The 21,268-nt window shown below is 68.2% G+C and carries 20 protein-coding genes and 3 tRNA genes; 16 read left to right on the top strand and 7 right to left on the bottom strand.

Going from position 1 to position 21,268, the window contains the following annotated elements:
- The first annotated feature begins 44 nt into the window (after window positions 1-44).
- Both galE and B7K23_RS05445 read left to right on the top strand, forming a co-directional pair.
- Window positions 45-1,019 carry a UDP-glucose 4-epimerase GalE gene (galE, locus tag B7K23_RS05450; protein ID WP_084125353.1) on the top strand — a complete coding sequence of 325 codons (975 nt, stop codon included), beginning with the start codon at window positions 45-47 and terminating at the stop codon, window positions 1,017-1,019.
- 308 nt (window positions 1,020-1,327) lie between these two features.
- Complete coding sequence (locus tag B7K23_RS05445; RefSeq protein ID WP_084125352.1) at window positions 1,328-2,683, top strand: uracil-xanthine permease family protein; 1,356 nt, start codon at window positions 1,328-1,330, stop codon at window positions 2,681-2,683.
- A gap of 166 nt (window positions 2,684-2,849) precedes the next feature.
- On the opposite strand, the gene B7K23_RS05440 is transcribed toward B7K23_RS05445, so the two are convergent.
- Window positions 2,850-4,088 carry a glycoside hydrolase family 1 protein gene (locus B7K23_RS05440; RefSeq protein WP_084125351.1) on the bottom strand — a complete coding sequence of 413 codons (1,239 nt, stop codon included), beginning with the start codon at window positions 4,086-4,088 and terminating at the stop codon, window positions 2,850-2,852.
- A gap of 128 nt (window positions 4,089-4,216) precedes the next feature.
- Window positions 4,217-4,567 (bottom strand): metallopeptidase family protein, encoded by a 351-nt coding sequence (locus B7K23_RS05435; protein ID WP_084125350.1) that lies wholly within the window; start codon window positions 4,565-4,567, stop codon window positions 4,217-4,219.
- Window positions 4,568-4,635: 68 nt separating this feature from the next.
- Here B7K23_RS05435 and B7K23_RS05430 point away from each other — a divergent pair.
- The 13 genes from B7K23_RS05430 (at window position 4,636) to B7K23_RS05370 (ending at window position 13,634) form a co-directional block, all read left to right on the top strand.
- Window positions 4,636-4,708 (top strand) — tRNA-Glu (locus B7K23_RS05430).
- 64 nt (window positions 4,709-4,772) lie between these two features.
- Window positions 4,773-4,846 (top strand) — tRNA-Asp (locus B7K23_RS05425).
- A 61-nt stretch (window positions 4,847-4,907) separates the two neighbouring features.
- Window positions 4,908-4,980 (top strand) — tRNA-Phe (locus B7K23_RS05420).
- Between the two features lie 183 nt (window positions 4,981-5,163).
- Entirely contained in the window at window positions 5,164-6,402 is a 1,239-nt protein-coding gene (locus tag B7K23_RS05415; RefSeq protein ID WP_084126180.1) for a hypothetical protein, read from the top strand.
- A gap of 21 nt (window positions 6,403-6,423) precedes the next feature.
- Complete coding sequence (locus B7K23_RS05410) at window positions 6,424-7,101, top strand: response regulator transcription factor (protein ID WP_084125349.1); 678 nt, start codon at window positions 6,424-6,426, stop codon at window positions 7,099-7,101.
- Complete coding sequence (locus tag B7K23_RS05405) at window positions 7,098-8,423, top strand: ATP-binding protein (RefSeq protein ID WP_084125348.1); 1,326 nt, start codon at window positions 7,098-7,100, stop codon at window positions 8,421-8,423. Before B7K23_RS05410 ends, B7K23_RS05405 begins: the two co-directional genes overlap by 4 nt.
- Window positions 8,420-8,710 carry an ABC transporter permease gene (locus B7K23_RS05400; RefSeq protein ID WP_084125347.1) on the top strand — a complete coding sequence of 97 codons (291 nt, stop codon included), beginning with the start codon at window positions 8,420-8,422 and terminating at the stop codon, window positions 8,708-8,710. The genes B7K23_RS05405 and B7K23_RS05400 overlap by 4 nt, the downstream gene beginning before the upstream one ends.
- Window positions 8,711-8,787: 77 nt before the next feature.
- Window positions 8,788-9,522, top strand: coding sequence for an ABC transporter ATP-binding protein (locus B7K23_RS05395; RefSeq protein WP_084125346.1), 735 nt, complete (start codon window positions 8,788-8,790; stop codon window positions 9,520-9,522).
- A complete protein-coding gene (locus B7K23_RS05390; protein ID WP_084125345.1) occupies window positions 9,519-10,415 on the top strand; it encodes an ABC transporter permease subunit in 897 nt (298 codons plus the stop codon). The genes B7K23_RS05395 and B7K23_RS05390 overlap by 4 nt, the downstream gene beginning before the upstream one ends.
- Window positions 10,408-11,379 carry an ABC transporter permease gene (locus tag B7K23_RS05385; RefSeq protein ID WP_084125344.1) on the top strand — a complete coding sequence of 324 codons (972 nt, stop codon included), beginning with the start codon at window positions 10,408-10,410 and terminating at the stop codon, window positions 11,377-11,379. The genes B7K23_RS05390 and B7K23_RS05385 overlap by 8 nt, the downstream gene beginning before the upstream one ends.
- A complete protein-coding gene (locus B7K23_RS05380; protein ID WP_084125343.1) occupies window positions 11,376-11,960 on the top strand; it encodes a hypothetical protein in 585 nt (194 codons plus the stop codon). Before B7K23_RS05385 ends, B7K23_RS05380 begins: the two co-directional genes overlap by 4 nt.
- A gap of 46 nt (window positions 11,961-12,006) precedes the next feature.
- A complete protein-coding gene (locus tag B7K23_RS05375; RefSeq protein ID WP_084125342.1) occupies window positions 12,007-12,687 on the top strand; it encodes a response regulator transcription factor in 681 nt (226 codons plus the stop codon).
- On the top strand, window positions 12,684-13,634 hold the full coding sequence (locus B7K23_RS05370; RefSeq protein WP_084125341.1) for a sensor histidine kinase KdpD: 951 nt from the start codon (window positions 12,684-12,686) through the stop codon (window positions 13,632-13,634). The genes B7K23_RS05375 and B7K23_RS05370 overlap by 4 nt, the downstream gene beginning before the upstream one ends.
- A 338-nt stretch (window positions 13,635-13,972) precedes the next feature.
- Here the strand turns inward: B7K23_RS05370 and B7K23_RS05365 are convergent, their stop codons facing one another.
- The 5 genes from B7K23_RS05365 to B7K23_RS05345 all read right to left on the bottom strand — a co-directional run bounded on the left by B7K23_RS05365 (window position 13,973) and on the right by B7K23_RS05345 (window position 19,440).
- Window positions 13,973-16,237 carry an FtsX-like permease family protein gene (locus tag B7K23_RS05365; RefSeq protein ID WP_084125340.1) on the bottom strand — a complete coding sequence of 755 codons (2,265 nt, stop codon included), beginning with the start codon at window positions 16,235-16,237 and terminating at the stop codon, window positions 13,973-13,975.
- 35 nt (window positions 16,238-16,272) lie between these two features.
- Window positions 16,273-16,953 (bottom strand): ABC transporter ATP-binding protein, encoded by a 681-nt coding sequence (locus tag B7K23_RS05360; protein WP_084125339.1) that lies wholly within the window; start codon window positions 16,951-16,953, stop codon window positions 16,273-16,275.
- 29 nt (window positions 16,954-16,982) lie between these two features.
- A complete protein-coding gene (locus B7K23_RS05355; protein ID WP_143338104.1) occupies window positions 16,983-17,735 on the bottom strand; it encodes a hypothetical protein in 753 nt (250 codons plus the stop codon).
- 269 nt (window positions 17,736-18,004) lie between these two features.
- A complete protein-coding gene (locus B7K23_RS05350) occupies window positions 18,005-18,424 on the bottom strand; it encodes a hypothetical protein (protein ID WP_143338103.1) in 420 nt (139 codons plus the stop codon).
- A gap of 665 nt (window positions 18,425-19,089) precedes the next feature.
- Window positions 19,090-19,440 carry a hypothetical protein gene (locus B7K23_RS05345; RefSeq protein WP_084125336.1) on the bottom strand — a complete coding sequence of 117 codons (351 nt, stop codon included), beginning with the start codon at window positions 19,438-19,440 and terminating at the stop codon, window positions 19,090-19,092.
- 292 nt (window positions 19,441-19,732) lie between these two features.
- Here B7K23_RS05345 and B7K23_RS05340 point away from each other — a divergent pair, with 292 nt between their 5' ends.
- Window positions 19,733-20,890 (top strand): ATP-binding protein, encoded by a 1,158-nt coding sequence (locus B7K23_RS05340; protein WP_084125335.1) that lies wholly within the window; start codon window positions 19,733-19,735, stop codon window positions 20,888-20,890.
- The last annotated feature ends 378 nt before the right edge of the window (window positions 20,891-21,268 follow it).

Here is a 21,268-nt window from a genome sequence, read left to right as displayed (position 1 = left end):
TGCAGGGCCGCGCACACGCAAGGCAATGACGAGGAGGAGAGACGATGAGCTGGCTGGTCACCGGAGGCGCGGGGTACATCGGGTCGCACGTGGTGCGGGCGCTCGCGAGCGCGGGCATCGCCCCCGTCGTCCTGGACGATCTGTCCACCGGGCTCGACAAGTTCATCCCCTCCGACGTGCCCTTCGTGCGCGCGTCGATCCTCGACCACGGCGATGTCGTCGCCGCCCTGCGCGACTACGGCGTGACCGGCGTCATCCACTGCGCGGGCTACAAGTTCGCGGGCGAGTCGGTGAAGTACCCGCTGCACACGTTCGAGCAGAACGTCGAGGGCACGCGCGTCCTGCTCGCGGCGATGGCCGAGGCGGGCGTCACCAAGCTCGTGTTCTCGTCCTCCGCGGGCGTCTACGGCACGCCGTCGACCGCGGTCGTCACCGAGGAGACTGGCACGTTCCCCGAGTCCCCCTACGGCGAGACCAAGCTCATCGGCGAGTGGCTCATCCGCGACCAGGTGCGCGCGACCGCCGAGTCCGAGGCACCGCTCAAGGCCACCTCGCTGCGCTACTTCAACGTCGTCGGATCCGCGCACATGGACGTGTGGGACGCCTCGCCGCACAACCTGCTGCCCAAGGTCTTCGCGCGCATCGTCGACGGCCAGCCCCCCGTGATCGCGGGCACCGACTACCCCACGCCCGACGGCACGTGCGTGCGCGACTACGTCCACGTCCAGGACCTCGCGCTCGCCCACATCGCGGCCGCGGAGGCGCTCGACGAGGGCAAGGAGCTCGAGCCCATCTACAACCTGGGCTCCGGCGACGGCAGCTCGGTGCGTCAGATCATGGAGGCCATCGTCAAGGCCACCGGCACGGACCTCCCGATCGAGGAGGGCCCGCGCCGCCCCGGCGACCCCGCGTCGATCGTCGCCAAGGGCGAGCTCGCCGCGCGGGACCTCAACTGGAAGATGCGCTACTCGGTCGACGAGATGGTCGCGAGCCTCTGGGCCGCGCACCCCAAGGCCTGACCTCGCGCTGCGCCGGAGTTTTCAGCAGACAGTTTGAACCACTCTCACTGCCGACACGCCGCGAACGAGGCCGGCCCAGGGCGTGCGCTCGGGGTGTCGCGCTTCAGATTGGTTCAAAGTGTCCGGGGGAAGTGGACGATGCGGCACGGTGACACGTCAATCATCACCCCTGGTGAAACGTGCATTCGGTGACGTCCGCCACCGCTCCTGACCCCGGGTAGCCTCTCCGCGTGCGACCGCACCCAGGCGGCGCTAGATTGCGGCGGAACGCGCATCGACGCGCGGCCGCGCCACGAAGGAGACAAGGCATGAGCATGTTCAGCTGGACGCTGCACGGGGACGGCAAGGAGATCGCGCCGGGCGCGGCCGTCGCCCCCGACGAGCGCCTCACCTACCCCCGCACCATCGGCATCGGCATGCAGCACGTGCTCGCCATGATGGGTGCGACGCTGCTGGTGCCCGCGATCACCGGTATGCCCGCCGCGACGACGATGTTCTTCTCCGCGGTCGGCACCGCGCTGTTCCTCACCATCACGCGCAACCGCGTGCCGAGCTACCTGGGCTCGAGCTTCGCGTTTCTCGCCCCGCTCGCCGCCGCCGGCGTCAACAGCGCCAACGCGCCGCTCGACGCGGCGACCATCTCCAAGGGCCTCGGCGGCGTGCTGCTCGCGGGCGTGCTCCTCGCGCTCGTCGGCGTGGCCGTCAACTGGCTCGGCGCCGACTGGATCGCGAAGCTCATGCCCCCTGTCGTGACGGGAACGATCGTCGCGCTCATCGGGCTGAACCTCGCGGGCACCGCACGCGACCAGTGGGAGGCGAGCCCGTGGACCGCGCTCGTCACGCTCGTCGCGGTGCTCGTGTCGATGGTCGCGTTCCGCGGCTTCCTGGGCCGCATCGCGATCCTGGTCGGCGCGCTGATCGGCGCCGCATTCTCGGCGCTGCGCGGCGAGTGGACCACGGCGCTCGACTCGCTCGGCGGCCTCACCCCCGCCGAGTACATCGGCCAGGCCGCGTGGTTCGGCACCCCCGAGTTCCACTCGCCGACGTTCGACCCGAGCGTCCTCGTCGCGTTCGTGCCCGTCGTGCTCATCCTGATGGCGGAGAACATCGGCCACCTCAAGTCGGTGACCGCGATGACCGGCCGCAACCTGGACGCCGAGACCGGCCGCGCGCTGTTCGCCGACGGCCTCGCGACCACGGTCGCCGGCCTCGGCGGCGGATCCGGCACGACCACCTACGCAGAGAACATCGGCGTCATGGCGGCGACGCGCGTGTACTCGACGCTCGCCTACTGGGCCGCCGCGGTCTTCGCGCTCGTCCTCTCGCTCGTGCCGAAGTTCGGCGCGATGGTCGCCGTGATCCCGACCGGCATCCTCGGCGGCCTCTCGGTCCTGCTGTTCGGCCTCATCGCCGTGCTCGGCGGCCGCATCTGGGTCGAGAACAGGGTCGACTTCACCAAGCCCGTCAACCTCGTCGCCGCGGCAGTCGCGCTGATCGTCGGCACCGCGGACTTCACCGCGACAGCCGGCTCGATGGTGTTCAACGGCATCGCGCTCGGCTCGATCGCGGCGCTCGCGATCTTCCACGGCCTCGGCTGGATCGCGAAGGTCCGCGGCTCGGACTCCGAGTCCTCTCACGGGACGCCGGTGGACACGGAGGCCTGAGGCCCCTCCCCGACAGTCTGAACCAATGTCAGAACCGACACCCCGCATCGTCCCTGTGAAAGGGGCCGCGATGCGGGGTGTCGTTGTCTAATCGGGTTCGTGCTGCCCGTCCCGGACGATGCTGGGGCGGGGACGATGTTGGGAACGGGACGATGCGGCGGTCGCCTCAGTTCCGGGAGCCCCAAGCGACCTCCGCGAGCCAGCGGCCCGACGGCTTGAGCGTGCGGTCGAAGCTCAGCGGGTCGACCGACGCGAGCCCGAAGGTCGGCCGGAAGCCCTCCGCCCACTCGAAGTTGTCGAGCAGGCTCCACGCGAAGAAGCCGCGCACGTCGACGCCGTCGTTGATGGCCTCCCGCAGCGAGGCGAGGGAGCCCTCGTAGTACTCGATGCGCTCCTCGTCGTGGTTCGTGGCGATGCCGTTCTCGGTGACGATCAAGGGCACCTGGGCGACCGCATGCGCGTGGCGCACCGAGCGTCCGAGCGCCTCGGGCACGAAGCGCCAGCCCATCTGCGTGACCCGCCCTCCCTCGGGGACCGGCAGATGATGGCCGTCGGCGTCCAAGTGCTCGGTCGTATAGGTCTGGACGCCCACGTAGTCGTCGTCCTTGGCCGCGTCGAGGTAGACGCCGGTCCACAGCCGCATCCGCTCGGCGGCGGCGCTGCCCGCGGGGAGTTCGTCGTAGCGCAGGCCCGGGCTCGCCAGGTTGCCGTCGAGGTGCACGACCTGGTCCGGCATCGCGAGCGTCAGGCCCACAGGGAAGTTGCCCGGACCGCCCTTGAGGATCTCGCGCGCCCTCAGGTGCGCCGCCACGAAGTTGTCGGTCGCCTGCTGCACGCCCGCCTGGCCCGCGCTGATGCCGGGCGCGAAGCCGCCCTCGGCGTAGCCCATGCCGGCGACGACGTTCGGCTCGTTGAACGTCGCGGCGATGTCGATGTGGTCCGCGAGGTGCTGCCCGGCGATGTCGACGTAGCGCGCGAACAGGTCGACGATGTCGGGGTTCATCCAGCCGTCGCGCTCGGCGGTCCACTGCGGCGAGGTGAAGTGGTGGAAGGTCACCGAGGTCTTGAGGCCCATCTCCTGCGCCGTCACGAGGACCCGGCGATAGTGCTCGAGCGCCGCCAGCGAGAACTCGCCGTCCGCAGGCTCGATGCGCGCCCACTCGATGCTCATCCTGTACGCGTCGAGGCCCATCTCCTTGACGAGCTCCAGGTCGTCGCGCCACCGGTGCCAGGAGTCGCACGCATCGCCGCTCGACTCCTTGGCGGGACTGCCGGGACGATGCTCGAACGCCCACCAGTCGCTGTTCGTGTTGCCGCCCTCGATCTGGTGCGCGGCCGTGGCCGCACCCCACAGCCAGCCCTCCGGGACCGGACCGAACTCGAAGAACTCCTCAGACTCGGACATGGCCTGCTCCTTTGCTCGGCGCCTCACCTTGGGGGTGCGACTTCAGCCTAGGGCGGGGGCGGGGTCAGTCCCAGTCGGGGCCGGTCCCGCTCGCGCGCTTCCCTCACTGCGCCCTGCCCCGGCCGAGTTCAGTCCCAGCCGAGCTCGTGGAGGCGGTCGTCGTCGATGCCGAAGTGATGGGCGATCTCGTGGACGACGGTGACCGCGACCTCCTCGCGCACGTGGTCGGCGTCCTCGCAGTAGCGCAGGGTCGGATTCTTGTAGATGAAGATGCGGTCGGGCAGCTCGCCGTAGCCCGAGTCGCCCCTGTCGGTGAGGGCGATTCCGTCGTACAGGCCGAGCAGCTCGGGGTCGTCTCCCTCGGGCTCGTCCTCGATGAGGATGACGACGTTGTCGATCAGGTCGAAGAGCTCGTCGGGCACCGCATCGAGCCCGTCCTCGACCGCCGCCTCGAACTCCTCGTCGCTCATGGTGATCATGGCGACATGGTCGCACGCACCGGTATGATGTCCAGGTTGCTCAGGCGCTTTCGGGCTCCTGGAACGATGCCCTCATCGTCTAGCGGCCTAGGACACCGCCCTTTCACGGCGGCAGCACGGGTTCGAATCCCGTTGGGGGTACGAAGCACCCTCTGGAATGGTCTACACTAGTCGTCGCGCCCATTTCGGTGGGAGCACCAAGCAAGGCCCTGTAGCGCAGTTGGTTAGCGCGCCGCCCTGTCACGGCGGAGGTCGCGGGTTCAAGTCCCGTCAGGGTCGCGGAAGCGACAGCCCCTTCTCGTAAGGGGTTTTCGTTCACCATGGGGGTTCGCGCCCCCAAGGCTCTGTAGCTCAGTTGGTAGAGCGTTCGACTGAAAATCGAAAGGTCACCGGATCGACGCCGGTCGGAGCCACGAAACCCCTGCTACGGCGGGGGTTTTTCGTTTCTCCGGCTCGACTGTTTGGTGCCGACCCCGCACTTTCAATCTCTGACTGTAAGCCCCGAGCCAGAGTGATCGTCGCCCGAGCTGCTGAGAAACCGCGCAGAGATCGCGCCCCTAAGTCACGGCTAAGTCTGGCGGCCTTCCATGGGGCTCATGACTACACGATCCACCGCGGACCAGTCCGCACTCCCTGCCCTGCAGCCGTTCCTCAACAAGGTGCCGGCGATCACCGCCACCTTCTGGCTCATCAAGGTCCTCTCCACGACGGTCGGCGAGACCTTCGCCGACTACCTCGCCGTCCAGGTCGGGCTCGGCACCGCCGTCACGGACGGCGCCATGCTCATCGTCCTGGCAGCAATCCTTGTCGCGCAACTCCGGGCCCGGCGCTACGTGCCGGTCCTGTACTGGTCGACCGTGGTGCTGGTCAGCATCGTCGGCACCCAGATCACCGACCTGTTCACGGATGTGCTCGGCGTCAGCCTTTACGTGAGCACCGCCGTGTTCGCCGTGATGCTCGCCGTCGTGTTCACCGTGTGGTGGAAGGAGGAGCGGACGCTCGCGATCACGTCGATCGACACTCCCCGCCGCGAGCGCTTCTACTGGGGCGCCATCCTCGTGACGTTCGCGCTCGGCACCGCGGCGGGCGACCTCGCGACGGAGGCGCTGTCGCTCGGCTTCCGCAACGGTGTGCTGATCTTCAGCGGGCTGATCCTCGCGGTGTGGGCAGCCAAGAGGCTCGGACTCAGCGCGGTCGTCGCATTCTGGATCGCGTACGTCCTCACCCGTCCGCTCGGCGCGTCGCTCGGCGACCTGCTGTCGCAGGATCGCACCTACGGCGGCATCGGGCTGGGTGCGCAGGCGACGAGCGTGCTGTTCTTCGCAGTGATCGTCGCACTGGTGGCGCGCGAGCAGGTGGTGGTCAGGCGGCACGGCGTGCGGATCAAGGGCCAGGCGCCCGCGGTTCATCCGGCCCGCGACCTCGCGTGGGCGGGCGCGGCGGCTGTCGTCGTCGCGGCGGCGGCGCTGGTCCTGGCGCCGGCGGCGACCACGCCGACCGCCGCGGGGGCCTCCGCGCGTACCGATATCGAGGCCGACACGACCTCGCCGCTGGGCGACCTGACGGGCGTCGCGTACATCGTCGACGACATCGGGACGCTGGTCGACGAGGGTGACCTCCCGAGCGCGAAGACGCGCGCGAAGGACCTCGAGGTGTCGTGGGACTCCTCGGAGGCCGCGATGAAGCCCCTGTCGCCCACAGACTGGCATTCCCTTGACGACGCGATCGATGAGACGCTTACGGCAGTGCGGGCCGGCACGCCCACGCAGGACGCGTGCGCCACGGCTGTCGCAAACCTCCAGTCGGCGATCGGCACCGTCGAGCAGGAGTCGTAGACCACGGGAGAGGCGGCCGGCATGCGGGTCCTGCTCGTCGAGGACGATGCGATGGTGGGAGCGGCACTGGTCGGCCGCCTCGAGGACGACGCCTACGCGGTGGACTGGGTGCGCGACGCCCGGTCCGCTGCGGCGAGCGTCGCGACGCACACCTACGACGTGATGCTGCTGGACCTGGGGCTGCCCGACACGGACGGCACCGCATTGCTCGCCCGCCTTCGCCGAGGCGGCGACGGCACGCCGATCATCGTGGTCACAGCACGGGACGACGTCGGCAGCAAGGTCGCGAGCCTCGACGGCGGCGCCGACGACTACCTCATGAAGCCGTTCGACTCGACGGAGCTGATGGCCCGCATGCGCGCAGTGCTGCGACGCGGCGGCGACTCGCGCAGGGCCGCGACTCTCGAGGCGGGCGGCCTGCGGCTCGAGCTGGACACCCACGTCGCGATCCGACCCGACGGCGAACGGGTCGAGCTGCCCCGACGGGAGTTCGCGGTCCTGCGCGCGCTCATGACACACCCCGGCGCAATCCTGTCCCGCGCCGACATCGAGCACCAGGTCTACGGCTGGGGTCACGAGGTAGAGAGCAACGCGATCGAATACGCGATCCATCGGCTGCGTGCGAAGCTCGGGAGCGACACGATCCGCAACATCCGCGGGGTCGGCTGGATGACTCCTCGGGATGCAGGCCGCGCATGAAGACACGGTCGATCTCCGGTCGGCTGTCGGCGACGCTCGCCGCGCTCACCCTCGTGGTCGCGTGCGTGGCGGGCGCGTGGTCGTACCGCGCGGCCTACGTGGGCGCGAAGAGCCTCCAGGACGACGTGCTCACACAGGTCGCGACCCTCGCCGCCAATGCGGCCGCCTCGGGGACGACGTCGTCGCTCACCACGGACAGCCCTGCCGCGTCCGACCCGACCACGGACATCGACATCGCCACGCTCGAGCAGGCGGGCCTGGACGACTCGACGCAACCCGGACTCACGACCACCGTCATCGACGGGATCGAGGAGCGGCTCGCGGTCGCGCGCGTGGGCGACGGCCCCGCCATGGTCGCCGCGCAGCCCGTCGCCGCCCGAGACGACCTCGCCCGCGAGGCGGCGGCCTCGGCCGTGGTGCCATTCCTCATCCTCATCCCTCTCCTGATGATCGGGCTCGTCCTCGCGACCCGGCGTGCACTCGCTCCGGTGCGCGCGCTCGCCGACGAGGTCGCGTCGGCAGACGGCACCCTCCCCCGACTCGACGCCGACCGCGCCCCGAGGGAGCTTCAGGGATTCATCAGCACGCTCAACACCCAGCGGGAGCGCGTCGAGGAGACGGTGGCGCACGAGCGGCTCTTCATCATGCAGGCCGCTCACGAACTGCGACTGCCCCTCACCGCCGTGTCGCTCCAGCTCGAACGCGCCGCTCTCGCGCCTGACGACGCGCGGCTGAGGGACCGGCTCGAGGACCTCCGCGGAGGCGTCGACCGCTCACGCCACGTCGTGGAGCAGCTGCTCGCCCTCGCGAGGGCCCGGTCGACCCCCGAGGACGAGGCCCCTGCCGAGGGCTTCGCCACGGTCCTTCGCGCTGTCCTCGCAGAGGTGCTGCCGGCCGCCGATCGCGCCGGCGTCGAGATCGAGGTCACTGCCGGTGGGGACGATGCATCGCAGGTGCCGGCCACCGCCGCGACGTCCGCGATCCGCAACGTCCTCGACAACGCGATCCGGCACGGTGGCTCAGGCGGCCGCGTGGCAGTCGCCGCCTCGCGTGAGGGTGCCACGCTGGTCGTGACGGTCGACGACGCCGGTCCCGGGATCGACGACCCCGAGGCGGTCATGCGCCCCTTCGCACGCGGCCGAAGCCCCGAGGCCGAAGGCAGCGGGCTCGGCCTCACGATCGTCGCGGAGCAGATGCGCCGGATCCGAGGGACGGCGGCGCTGGAGCCGACGCCGCTGTTCCCCTCCGGCACCCGGGTGCGGCTCTCGTTCCCCGTAGTCCCGACCTCGCCCGATACCGCCGGCCGCGAGGCGACCGGGTGACGATCACCAGGAACACGGCGGTCGGCGTCGCGCTGCTGCTCGCCGTGGCCATCGGGGCTCTGGCCCTCACGGACCTGCGGCTCGAGGCGGGGCTGAGCGACCATGGGGATCAGGTGGAGGCGTGGCTGGCACTCGGCGTGACTCCGCGCGTCGCAGTGCGGCCCATCGCGCGCCAGGCCATCCATGCGGCGCTCGTACCCGCGCTCGACCAGACCCGCACGGTGGGCCTCGTGACGGTGCTCGCCCATCGCCTCGGCGCGCCCAGGGATCTCCCCCCGCCCGCCTGACCGGCATCGCCCCTGGCACGATGCCGGCCAGCGCCCTCTCATCGTCCTCCCATCAACCCCTCCCTAGCGTCGTCCGCATGACGACAGCAGCCATCTCCATCCAGAGTCTCACCCACAGGTACGGCCCCACCACAGCCCTCGACGACCTCACCTTGGACATCCCCGAGGGCGAGATCTTCGGCCTGCTCGGCCACAACGGCGCCGGCAAGACCACCACCGTGAGCATCCTGACCACGCTCCTGAAGGCCACCTCAGGTACCGCGTCCGTCGCGGGCCACGACGTGCGCGACGCAGCCCAGGAGGTACGCCGATCGCTCGGCTACCTGCCCGAGAACGTCTCCTTCTACGACGACCTCACCACGATGGAGAACCTCACCTTCTTCGCCCGCCTGTCCGGTCTGCGACGCCCCGAGGCCCGCATCGGCGAGGTGCTGGAGTTCGTAGGCTTCACCGGCCACGACCGCGAACGAGTCGGGACGTTCTCCAAGGGCATGCGCCAGCGCGTCGGCCTGGCGCAGGCGTTGATCCACCAGCCCGCGGTGCTGTTCCTTGACGAGCCCACCTCGGGCCTGGACCCCGAAGGCGTCAAGGCGCTACGCGAGCTGATCCTGCGGGTCAACACGGACTGGGGCACCACCATCTTCATGAACACCCACCTGCTGTCCGAGGTGACGAAGACCTGCACCAGCATCGGGATCCTGCGATCAGGCCGCCTGGTGCACCACGGCACGCTCGCCGACACGGTGGGCGCCTTCCCCACCGAGGACGCGCTCGAGCGCGCCTACTTCGCGGCGGGGACCACCACCTCATGAGCACCGTCCTCACCGCCGCCCGTCACGAGCTGCTCGCGAGCGTGCGCGCGAAGGCGCCGTACGCGCTCGTGGCCGCGTTCCTCGGCATGGTGGCCGCATCCACGTTCATCGGCTGGCGCACCTCCGTGACCGTCACCTCGATCTACGACCAGGTGCTGGCAGACGGGCTCACCACCCAGCCCAACCCGTTCACCGACGTGTCGCCGCTGTACTACGTGCGCAACACCGTCATCTACGTCCTGCTCATCGGCTCACTCATGGCGGCCACCCTCGGCGTGCAGTCCGCGCTGCGCGACCGCAGGGCCGAGACCGCGGCCCTCATCGGCACGCGCCCCGTGGACGGACGCGCGCTGCGGGCGGGACGGCTGCTCGGGCTCGGCCTCCTGCTCGCGGCCCTCGTGGGCATCACCCAGATCATCACCTGGATCAGCGTCAGCGCACTCGTCGGCGGAGCCCTCACCACCTCGGAGACCCTCGCGATCGCGGGCTTCGGGGTGCTCACCTGGCTGCTGCTGATCGGCTTCGCCGGCATCGGAGTCCTCTCGGGACGGCTGCTGCGGCGCGAGCGCACCGCATTGCTCGCGCCCGTGGTCGTGTGGGCCGCCATCGCCTTCGTGGTGCCGCAGCTCGGCACCGCGGCCAGGCCCGTCTCCCTGCTCAACCCGGTCCCGCTTCCTGCACAGGACTCGGGCGCCTTCTCCTGGCTGTCCCAGCTGCTCTCGCCCCTGGCGATCACCGAGCATTTCAAGACTGCCTCCGCGGCCTTGCTGGGGTCCTCGTACACGGGCTCACCTCTGACATCGGCGATCGTCGTGGCGCTGTTCGCATGCGTCGCCGTCGCGATCGCCATCCTGATCCGCTCCGACCGGACTACCGGAGGAACCCATGAGTGAGACCCTCACGCTCGCCCGCAAGGAGCTGCTCGACCTACGTCGCGACCGCATCGTCTGGATCGTGCTCGGCACGCTCGGCATCGCCGTCGTCCTGTCGGTGATCGTCGCCTCGCTCGACTACCGCGCACAGCTGGCCGACTACGAGGCGTACGTGGCCCAGGTCACCGCGTCGGGCAGCGGCGTCACGCCCGCAGCCCCGCAGCTCTTCCCCCTCACGTTGCTGCGCGGCGGCATGGAGTACGTGGAGGTGCTCGGAGCGCTCTTCGCCCTCACGATCGGCTATGGCGCGATCGCGAAGGAACGGTCGCGCGGCACCGTGGACCTGCTCCTCACGCGCACCCGCTCCGGCACCTCGATCGTGATGGGCAAGCTGGCCGGGCTCGCGGTCCTGTGGGCGGCGATCATGGCGGCGATCGTCGTGATCGCACTCGCCTCCGTCGCGACCGTCGGCGGTGCCGCGATCGGCCTGCACGAGGTCGCGCGAATAGCGCTCGCCGGGATCGCGGGCTGGGTCTACGTCCTGTTCTGGAGCGCGGTCGCTGTCGCCGTCACGACGCTGACGCGCAACTCCACCGGCGCGCTCCTGACCCTGCTGGTCGCGTGGCTCCTGGTCGTGCTCGTCATCCCGCAGATCGGAGACACGATGGACCCCGACAACCAGGTGCCCGGCGGCCTGTTCAAAGCCCTCGCAATCGCGAAGGCCGACGAGCACGCGGTGCTCGACCACTTCACCGCCTATGAGAGCGCCCGCAACGGGCTCGAGGTCAGCTCCATCTCCAAGCTCTACGAACGCTTCACCTTCGCCACGCTCGGCATCAAGGACACGTACAACGGCCAAAGCCTGGCCTTCGTATGGGACGGCACATTCCGCTACATCTACGGCGCGCTCGCCTTCACGGCCGCCGCACTCACTCTCGCAGCGGCATCCGGCCGCCGCATCCACACCCTCAGGAGGGCCTCATGAACCACCCGCTCCGCCGCCGCATCGCGGTCGCCACCACCGCCGGCCTCGCCGGCCTCGCGCTCCTCGCCGGATGCTCGACGTCCACCACCCCGGCGACCACCGCGTCGTCCACGTCAGCCGCGACGGCGACAACACCCACGTCCGCCGTCCTGCCCGTCGCCACCGACCCCATCGTCGACGACTCCACCACCCCGGGCCTCGAGGTCTCCCAAGTGCTCGTGGAGGACAACACCGACGCGTCGGGCGCGGACATCCCCGACTGCCTTCAGGTGACGATCTCCAACACGTCCTCACAGGAGGCGACCGGCCTCGAGATGTACTACACGATGACCGACACCACCACCGGCGCCTCGGAGTCCTACTACCAGGCGCTCGACGGCGTGACCATTCCTGCAGGAGGCACCGTCACCGTGTGGTTCGACGGAGGATCAGGCACCGGTCACTACCCCGAGAACGCCTACAGCATCTACCGCTCGTCGGCCAACGAGGTCGACTTCACCGTGGAGGTCGCCGCGTCGGGGCTCCAGATCGCGATGGGTACCGGCGCGAAGAGCGCAGGAACCGGCGAGCAGGCGGACTGACCCGCGTAGCATCGACAACACCCCTGGGTCGGGAAGGAGACGGACGATGCGGGTCCTCGTAGTCGACGACGAGCCGAAACTCACCTCCATCATCCAGCGCAGCCTCGCCGAGGCCGGATACGCGGTCGACGTCGCGCACACCTCCGATGCGGCCCTCGAGAGGGCGGCGGTCGAGTCATACGACCTGCTCATCCTCGACGTCATGCTGGCGGGTTCGCCGATCGACGGCTACGAGCTTTGCGCCGAGATGCGCCGGTCCGACCCGGACGTGCCGATCCTGATGCTCACCGCGATGGGCACGATCGCCAACCGGGTCACCGGATTGGACGGCGGCGCCGACGACTACGTGGTCAAGCCGATCCACGTGCTCGAACTGCTGGCGCGGGTACGTGCGCTGCTGCGACGCTCCCCCAAAGCAGACACCCCTGTCCTGTCGGTCGGCGAGGTGGAGCTCGACCCTGCGTCGCGGGCGGTCACCGTCCACGGCCAGGGCATCGAGCTCACCGCCAAGGAGTTCGCCGTTCTCGAGTACCTGATGCGCAACGCGGGACGCGTCGTCAGCACCAGCGAACTCATCGACCACGCGTGGGACTCGAACTACGAGGGATACTCCAACGTGGTCCAGACCTACATCCGCTACCTGCGCCGCAAGCTCGAGGCCGTCGGCGCGGGCGACGCGATCCAGACACGCCGCGGCGCCGGCTATGCAATGGGGGCGGGCGCATGATCGTCCGCCAGACCACCGTGAGGCTCACTCTTGCCTTCACCGCCATCATGCTCGCCGTCGTCGCGCTCGCCTTCGTCGGCATCTACGTGTTCGCCACGTTCGCCTTCGACTTCGACGTCGTCTCCACCGACACGGGGGTCGCCAGCGAGGATGCCGTCGACCACTCGCTCGCGAACCTACGCGATGTGCTCCTCGTCTCCTACGCCGTACTCCTCGTCGTCTCGCCGATCGTCAGCTGGGCGATGGCGCGGCTGGCGCTCGGCCCGCTGAGGCGCAGCTACGAGGTGCAATCACAGTTCGTCGACGCGACCTCGCACGAGTTCAGAACCCCGCTCGGCATCCTGATGGGAGAGATGTCGTGGGCACTTCTCAAGCGTCGCACCGTCGATGAGTACGAGGAGTCGCTGCGCACCTCGCTCGAGACTGTCGAGTCCTTGTCGCACCTCACCGAGCAACTTCTCCTGCTGTCCCGTGACGACCGCGTGGAGCTCACCTCGGCCCGCGAACGCCTTCCCCTGGCCGAGATCGCGGCAGAAGCGACCGAGCTCGCGATCCGGGAGCACGACGCCGAGGGCCGCGTTGCGCTCAAGTTCGAGGACGACGTCGACGTGCGCGTCTCACGCGACCTCATGGTCAGCGCCGTGCGCAACCTCATCGACAACGGCGTGAAGTACTCGGGACCCGACGGCCGCGTCACGGTGCGCGTCTCGCGTCGCGGAGGGTCCGCGTTCCTCACCGTCACAGACGACGGGCCCGGACTGACTCACGCCGACGCCGAGAAGGCCTTCGAGCGCTTCTGGCGCGCACCCAACTCCGCGGCGATCGCCGGACACGGCATGGGCCTCCCTCTCGTGCGGAGCATCGTGTCCGCACACGGGGGAAAGGCAGACCTCAAGGGCGTCGACGGCGGTGGCGCGATCGCGACGATCACATTGGACGCCGCGTAGGGGCAGCCTCCAGGCTCGCACCGGGTCTAGCCCCGCATCTATCCCGCACATTCAGATGCAGCCACCGACAGCCCGCGGCAGCCGATTCACAGGTCTACCTGGCCCTTCTGAAGACCATGCCACCCCGCGAAAACCCCTAGCAGAGGCGCACTCCAATTCGAAAGGTCACCGGATCGACGCCGGTCGGAGCCACGAAACCCCTGCTACGGCGGGGGTTTTTCGTTTCTCCGGCTCGACTGTTTGGTGCCGACCCCGCACTTTGAAACCTTGACTGAAAATTCCTGAACCTCGCCGATGGCCCGGCAGCCAGGATTCGCCTCCGAGTGCGAGCAGGTTCGTCACTCTGTCCGGAGCGGCGAGCGACTCCTCTCCTCGATGCGCACGGTCGATGACATGGTGGCCGCGGTAACGAGCGGGATGGCGAGCGCCCCTATGGCGAGGAGCGTCATGGCCCGCCACGGCACCCCGTAGTAGCGGTCGAGATCCAGCCCTACGAAGACCGCGCTCATGGCTATGCCGAGCGGGAGTGCGAGGGCGACGCCCGGCACCAGGGCGAACGCGGTCTGCACCAGCAGGGAACGTCGCACCGTACGCACTGGCACGCCGATCCGCCACAGGTCGATCAAGGCGGCTCTCTCCGTGCGCAGGTGACCGCTGAGAGCCGCTGCCACCGTGGCTGCCGCGACGATGCCCAGCGCGATGAGAATCATCTGAGCGACCTTGCGTAGCAGGATGGTGGTGCGTTCGGACTCGGCGATCATCTCCCTCACGGTGCGGGCCGAGCCGTTCGTCGCGTGCATCAACGAGGTTCGGGCCGTCTCGAGACCGGCGGAGGCATCGGCAACGACGGTGTAGGGAAAGATCCCTTCTTCGGCGCCCTCCATCACACCGGAATCGACAACCACGTCGGCACCGAGAATCCAGGTCATGAGTTCGATGTCGCCAGCGTCGTCGGTCTGCGTCGCGGTGATGCCGAGCGCGGCGCCGACACTTTCGTAGAGCACCTCGCCCGCGTCGTCCTCGTACTCAACGACGGGGACCGCCTCTGCGAGGTCGCCGTGGAAGCTGGCGCTCACCATCGTCCCTCCCGGTGCGCACACCTGGGCTCCGTCCAACAGGTCTGTCAACTCCGCGCAGTCGACAACTGCTACTGAGACGATCCGACCCTGAGGCAGCTCGACATTGAGATTGCCCACGGACGCGAACTCGCGAACGCCCTTGAGCACATCGCCCTGGTCTGGGAGCTCGCTTGCACCAGACGTCACGAGCAGGTCCCAGGAGTCCTCGTCGAAGGCCTCACGCCAGCCCCTGGAGTTCGTGCTCGCGCCCAGGGGGATCAGAGTGAGGAAGATGCCGGAGATGAGCACGAGGGACATCGCGCCCGTCGCGACGCGGGAGATCGCCGCTGGCGAGAACGTGGTCTTGGATGCGCCCAGCTCGAGCACCCACGACCCGCCCGCGCGCTCTACGAGCCGTGCCGTCTCGTTGACGATTACCGGCAGCCCCCGGATTAGCCCCACCATGAGCAGTACGGCAGCGACGCCAAGGAGTTTCACTGGTGTGGTGGTCCAGTCCTCGGCGGTCCGGTCCCCAAGGGTCGCACCGCCCAGCACCATCAGGCCAGCCGCAAGCCAGACCAGTCGCAAGCGCCTGAGCTTTCGGGTACGGGCGTGCTTCACGACCGAGAGGAAGTCACCGCGCACGCGCGCCAACGACCACCAGCCCACCACCGCCGCGAGACTGATCATCGCCAGCACCACAGCGAACAGCAACCCCGCAGAAGGCCGCAGCTGGTCGGGCCACACCCCACCGCTAAACGGCAGAAACGGGGCCAGCACTCCCGCCACGGGACCGAAGGCCAGAGTTCCCAGCAGCACGCCGGGGAGCGTCGCGACCAGCGTCTCGAATACCGCGATGCGGCGAAGGCGCCGCATCGACGCGCCCGTCAGGCGCAGCGCCGCCAAGCGCACCTGCCTGCCCTCCGCACCGTTGCTCGCCGCCTCATAGAACAGCACCACCACGGGCAGCAGGAACCCCACCACCAGCACCGGCACGATCCCCTGCACTTCGCTGGGGACACCGAAGTGGTCGGGGTCGGTCTCCCCGAACCCGCTCACATAGAAAGCGTGCTCCTCGTCGAGCACGCCCTCTCCGACGCCCTGCCACACCACCAGCTCGTTCGGGCCGACGAGTCCCACATCGCCCACGATCCCGATGACCTCGCCCGGATAGCGGGCCGCGAAGTTCGCATCCGACTCGATCAGTTCCGCCGCCGCCGGCGACACCACCAACTCCCCTTCCCCAGGAAGCCGCTCCACGCCCGGCGGTAAACCCACCGCGCCGGCGTCGATCAACTCAACCACGGTGACGTCGGCCGTCGCGTCGTAGTATGTCGCGTCGGCGCCTTGGACCAGCGCACCCCCACCCTCCTCGGACGTGAGCACGAAAGACCGCGCTGCCTCGATCTCCGAGCGCCCGTAGCCCGCGTCGTAGGCGACGAAGCCCCCCACGATCACGAACACGCCGATCAGACCCGCGAGGCTCGACGCGGCCACGAACCCCCACGCCCGACGCGTGCCCGCCACCGCGACGGACCAGTCCATGACCAGATCACGCCACGGTCTTCTCCGCTTGGACCTCACCGACGCACCACCTCGGCGGCCGTCACGCCGTCCTCGACACGTACCGAACGGTCGGCTTCAGATGCAAGATCCGTATCGTGCGTCGCGACGATCACCGCCGCACCCCGCTCGCGCGCCACCTCCCTCAGCAGCATCGCCACCGCCTCACCATTGGCCGCATCCAAAGCGCCCGTGGGCTCGTCAGCGAACACCACCGACGGCTCATGCACCAACGCACGCGCAATCGCGACCCGCTGCTGCTCACCGCCCGAGAGCTCCCCCGGCCGAGACGCACGCAACTCCGCCACCCCGAGCCGCTCCAACAGCCCCATCGCTTTGCGCTCCGCCTCACGCTTCGACAACCCCGCCAGCCGCAAGGGAACGGCAGCGTTCTGCACTGCAGACAGCTCCGGCACCAGTTGCCCGAACTGCAGCACGAACCCGAACTCCGTCAACCGCATCCGCGCACGCGCCTCCGCACCGAGCCCGGTGACCTCCCTGTCCCGGTACATCACCCGGCCACGATCAGGCACCAGCAGGCCCGCCAGGCAGTGCAGCAGCGTCGACTTGCCCGACCCGCTACGCCCCACCAGCGCGACGATCTCGCCCTCACGCACCTCAACGGACGCATCCGCCAGCGCCACGTTCCGTTCGAACGCCAGCCCCAGCCCGTCCGCGCTCAGCAACGACTCGCCCATGCGTGACGCCCCTTCACTCGCCGCTCTGCTCACGCAATTCGCGCCTGCTCGATACGAACCATGAGCGCCGCAATGTCAGTTGAGTATTCGTTTTCGACGGCCCGTCGAATCGGGATCTGCACCCGCTCGAAATCGTCGACGAAGCCGATTGTTTCGGCGCAGGCGACCCAGTCCAAGGCAAAGTCAAGCTCACTGGGGCTAGCCGTGTACGTGACGCCCGCCACAGAGGGAAGAACCGCCACGTCGCCTTCCGCGACGTCGTCCACAAGAGGCGCCGACGATGCCTCACCTGCGCTGCCCGGCTCGACGCCGATGCCGCTGAGAAGGGCGGCGAGGGACTCATCGCCCAGCCAATTCTCCGGATCACCGATCGCCCATCCAGCCGTGTCCATGCATGTCAGTTCATCGATCACGATCGGCTCGAGTTCTGGCCACGCCAGCTCCCGATAGTGGCTGAATACGGTATTGGTGAGGTCTACGACGTCGGACACAATCTCGATTGCGTCCGACGTTGACTTTCGGGCACGGCATCCCTCGAGCGCACTATCGTATTCTGTGCTGTTTGACTCCACCCGCAGCCCACCCGTGCTTTGGAAGGCCCAAGCAACACCCAGCATTCCGTATCGGTAGGCCTCGTCACGCGTGGCTGGACCGATCTCCAAGGGGCTCACAAAGATGGGATCGTAGTCAACCGTCAGGTCGCGCTCAAAGACCGACGTGGGCACCAAGGACGCACCAAACTGTTCCCAACCGCGAGAAGACATGCAAGCAGCGACGCTCACACTTATGCGACGCTGGAGATTAAGGCTCGCCGAGGCCAGCGCCGATATCGATCCGCTCCGAGCGCTCGAATCGACTGACGCCTCCGCATCCGCGGAAGTCGCTGGCGCAGGCTCGCGCACGACGCTTGCGCTCGGGTCGACACTCGCCGGACTACAGGACACGAGGAGCAATACTGCGCCGCTCGCGACCACCGAAAGGCGCTGTGGGCGCAAGAGGCCACGACCCCTCACGCCCACAGCATGTCCTTCAAAGCGGCCGGGAGAACCCGTCACTTATCGGAGCCGATTTCGTGCCGGTCGTTGCCGTTTGCAACACCGGTGTCGCTGATCTCAACCCACGAGGTGGTTGCTGCCGTAACCACGAACACCTCGTCGGGCATCAGGCCATGATCGTCGACGATCTTGACCTTCTCGCCGGTGCGATTCCTCACCCAGTCGGCATTGTTTGACACGGCCTTCGAGGTTCTAACGTTGTTCGTCTTGTCCCAGTAGTAGTAGTTCGTTTCCCACCCAGCATCGTAGAAGTGCTTCTGGTACCGCCCGTTGTTAGCGGTAGAGAGGCACAGTTCGCCGGAGTTGCAGCCCTCCAGCCCGTCGCCGTCATCGGAGGCGCTCGCAACGGCCGCCCCCGTGACAGTCAACCCGATGGCCAACGCTGCTGCAGCAGCAGTGCGCGCAATCCTTCTCATCCCCTAATCGTCCCTTCGATCCTGACTCGTAGAGAGGTAGCCGAAACGCCCCCCGCCAGAGAAGTTTGCTTTGGCGCCATCTTCCCTGGTAAGGACAGACATTGGCACTGCGTGTCACTAGAGACAAGGGACCTTAGTCTCCGGACTCGAGCGCCGAAGTCGCGCCACGCGATACAGCGGAGCGAGGATTCGCTTTCGTGGCGCAGGCCTTTCGAGCAGCCTCGTACTACTAGCCGCCATGAGCCGACGGGCGGCGGATATCGACGCATGCGGCCACGTCCGCGTTCACACTCGAAGGACACGAAAGCCAACGACGAGAGCGCCTCCCGCACCTAGGGCGTGGCGACCGGATAGACGACACAGCCGACTTCGCTGCTTGGGGGCAAGCGGACGATCGAGCCTGCCCCGCATCTATCGCGCACATTCAGATGCATCCGCCAACAAGCCATAGCAGCCACTTCGCAGGTCTACCTGGCACTTCCGAAGACCACGCCACCCCGCGAAAACCCCTGGCAGAGGACCACTCCAATTCGAAAGGTCACCGGATCGACGCCGGTCGGAGCCACGAAACCCCTGCTACGGCGGGGGTTTCTCGTTTCTCTAGGCTCGACTGTTTGGTGCGGACCCCGCACTTCCACTCTCTGACTGACTTGTCCGCGGATCCGCTACTCCTCGTAGCCCTCAGCGGCCCCATCAGCGATCGCGAGGTAGTTCTCCGCCAAGGCGCAGGCGCCGCGAGCGGCGTCCGTCTCCTCACCTGACACGTATTCCCCCGTGACACGCCACGTGTAGCCGACGGGAAGCGCACCGAACTTGGCCTCGCTCACGAGATAGTCGGCGTCCAGCTCGCTGAACATGTGCGGACCCGCGATGAGGGGGACCGATTGCCCGTCGACCTCAAGCGAGTAGCAGGCCCAACCATCGACGACGACCGACTCCGCGACGCCCTCGACCGTCTCCTCGGGACTTGGCTCGCGGTCGAGCGTCGGCGTGAGCGGACCATCCTCGGAGCTCACAGTGCACCCACTGAGGAGCCATGCCGCAACCGTCACGACCACCCCTGCCACGAAGACGGTAGGGCGTAGGCAACTCAGCACGGGCAGCAGTTCTTCCTTCCGGGATCCGCGGGAACAGCGCTTACATGCTCAAGAACGTACACGCCTGGGAGAGACCGATGCAGGTGCGCGGCGATCCGAAGGCCACGGCCATCGAGGGGCGGCCGTCATGTCGTGCAGCACTCGGACGATCACCCCTCACTCACCACACCTAGAACCCTGTAAATCGAACACGCGATGTTAGGATTACAGGGTGAATGAGAGCTGGCTTCCCCGCGATCACGATGCCGCGCGCCTGCAGTCCGCGCTCAACCGCTCCCCTGCGGTCCTCCTGACCGGACAGCGCCAGGTTGGCAAGACATCGCTGGTGCGCAAGCAGCTGAACCCCCAGCGGAGCCACTACTTCGACCTCGAGGACCCTCGCGACCAGGCACGTCTCACCGACCCGATCCTTGCGCTCGAGCGCCTGTCGGGCACGGTCGTGATCGACGAGGCGCAGCGCATGCCTGATCTGTTCCCTACGCTGCGGGTCCTGATCGACCAGGACCGCCGGCCGGGCCGGTTCCTGCTGCTCGGAAGCGCCTCTCCGGACCTCGTGGGTCTGGGAGCAGAGTCGCTCGCGGGTCGCGTTGCCCTCGTCGAGCTGAGCCCGTTCGGACTAGCGGAGGTCGGCGCAGACCACCTGAACAGCCTGTGGCTGCGGGGTGGCCTTCCTGAGTCGTTCACCGCCGTCGACGACGCGGCTGCGGGCGCATGGCTCGGCGATTACATCTCCACGTTCCTGGAGCGAGACCTCGCACAACTCGGCTCGCGCGTGCCCGCCACCACCATGCGCAGGTTCTGGACAATGCTCGCACACCATCACTCTGGCACGTGGAACGGCGCCGACATGGCTCGCTCACTCGGGGCATCCGAGCCCACCGCTCGTCGCTATCTGGACTCGCTCACGGACGCCCTCGTGGTGCGCCAACTCAAGCCATGGGTGGCGAACATCGGCAAACGCCAGGTCCGTTCCCCCAAGGTCTACCTGCGCGACAGCGGCACTCTGCATCGTCTGCTCGGAATCCCCACACTGGACGACCTGGTCTCCCACCCGATCCTCGGGGCAAGTTGGGAGGGCCTCGTTGTCGAGCACATCGCCCGATGGGGGCTGCCGATGTACTTCTGGCGCACCCAGGACGGCGCCGAGATCGACCTCATCATCGACTTCGGATCCACACAGTGGGGCATCGAGATCAAACGCACCGACTCTCCCAAAGTGACACCGAGCATGCGCCACGCGCTGACCGACCTCGGCCTCGAGCGGATCATCGTCGTCCACGCCGGCCCCGACCGCTTCCCCCTGGCCGAGCGGATCGAAGCGTTCAGCGCGACGGAGTTGCTCACGTCGGACGGGCCGCCGACCGACTGAGCGCTCGCCAAAGTCGGAATCTGCCGTAGCCAAAAGTCGGAATCTGCCGCCGATCACGCCAGGCAAGCCACCGCGTCGCCCTGCGTCAGCAGCAACGCGCCGCGCATCTATCCCGCACATTCAGGTACAGCCAACGACAAGCCGCGACAGCCAATTCGCAGGTCTACCTGGCACTTCCGAACACCACGCCACTCCGCGAAAACCCCTGGCAGAGGTGCACTCCAATTCGAAGGGGCACCGGATCGACGCCGGTCGGAGCCACCAAGCCCCTCGCAAAGCTTCTACATCGCGAGGGGTTCTTTCTTTCCTTAGGCCCCGCAGTCGACCACTCGACAGCCGTGCCCTGGGGCATTCCCCCGCCACACGGTGCGGCGCTCC

The organism is Demequina sp. NBRC 110054 (assembly GCF_002090115.1).
Taxonomy (GTDB): Bacteria; Actinomycetota; Actinomycetes; order Actinomycetales; family Demequinaceae; genus Demequina.
The sequence above is the reverse complement of the archived record's forward strand: the minus strand, read 5'-3'. Positions and strand labels throughout refer to the sequence as shown.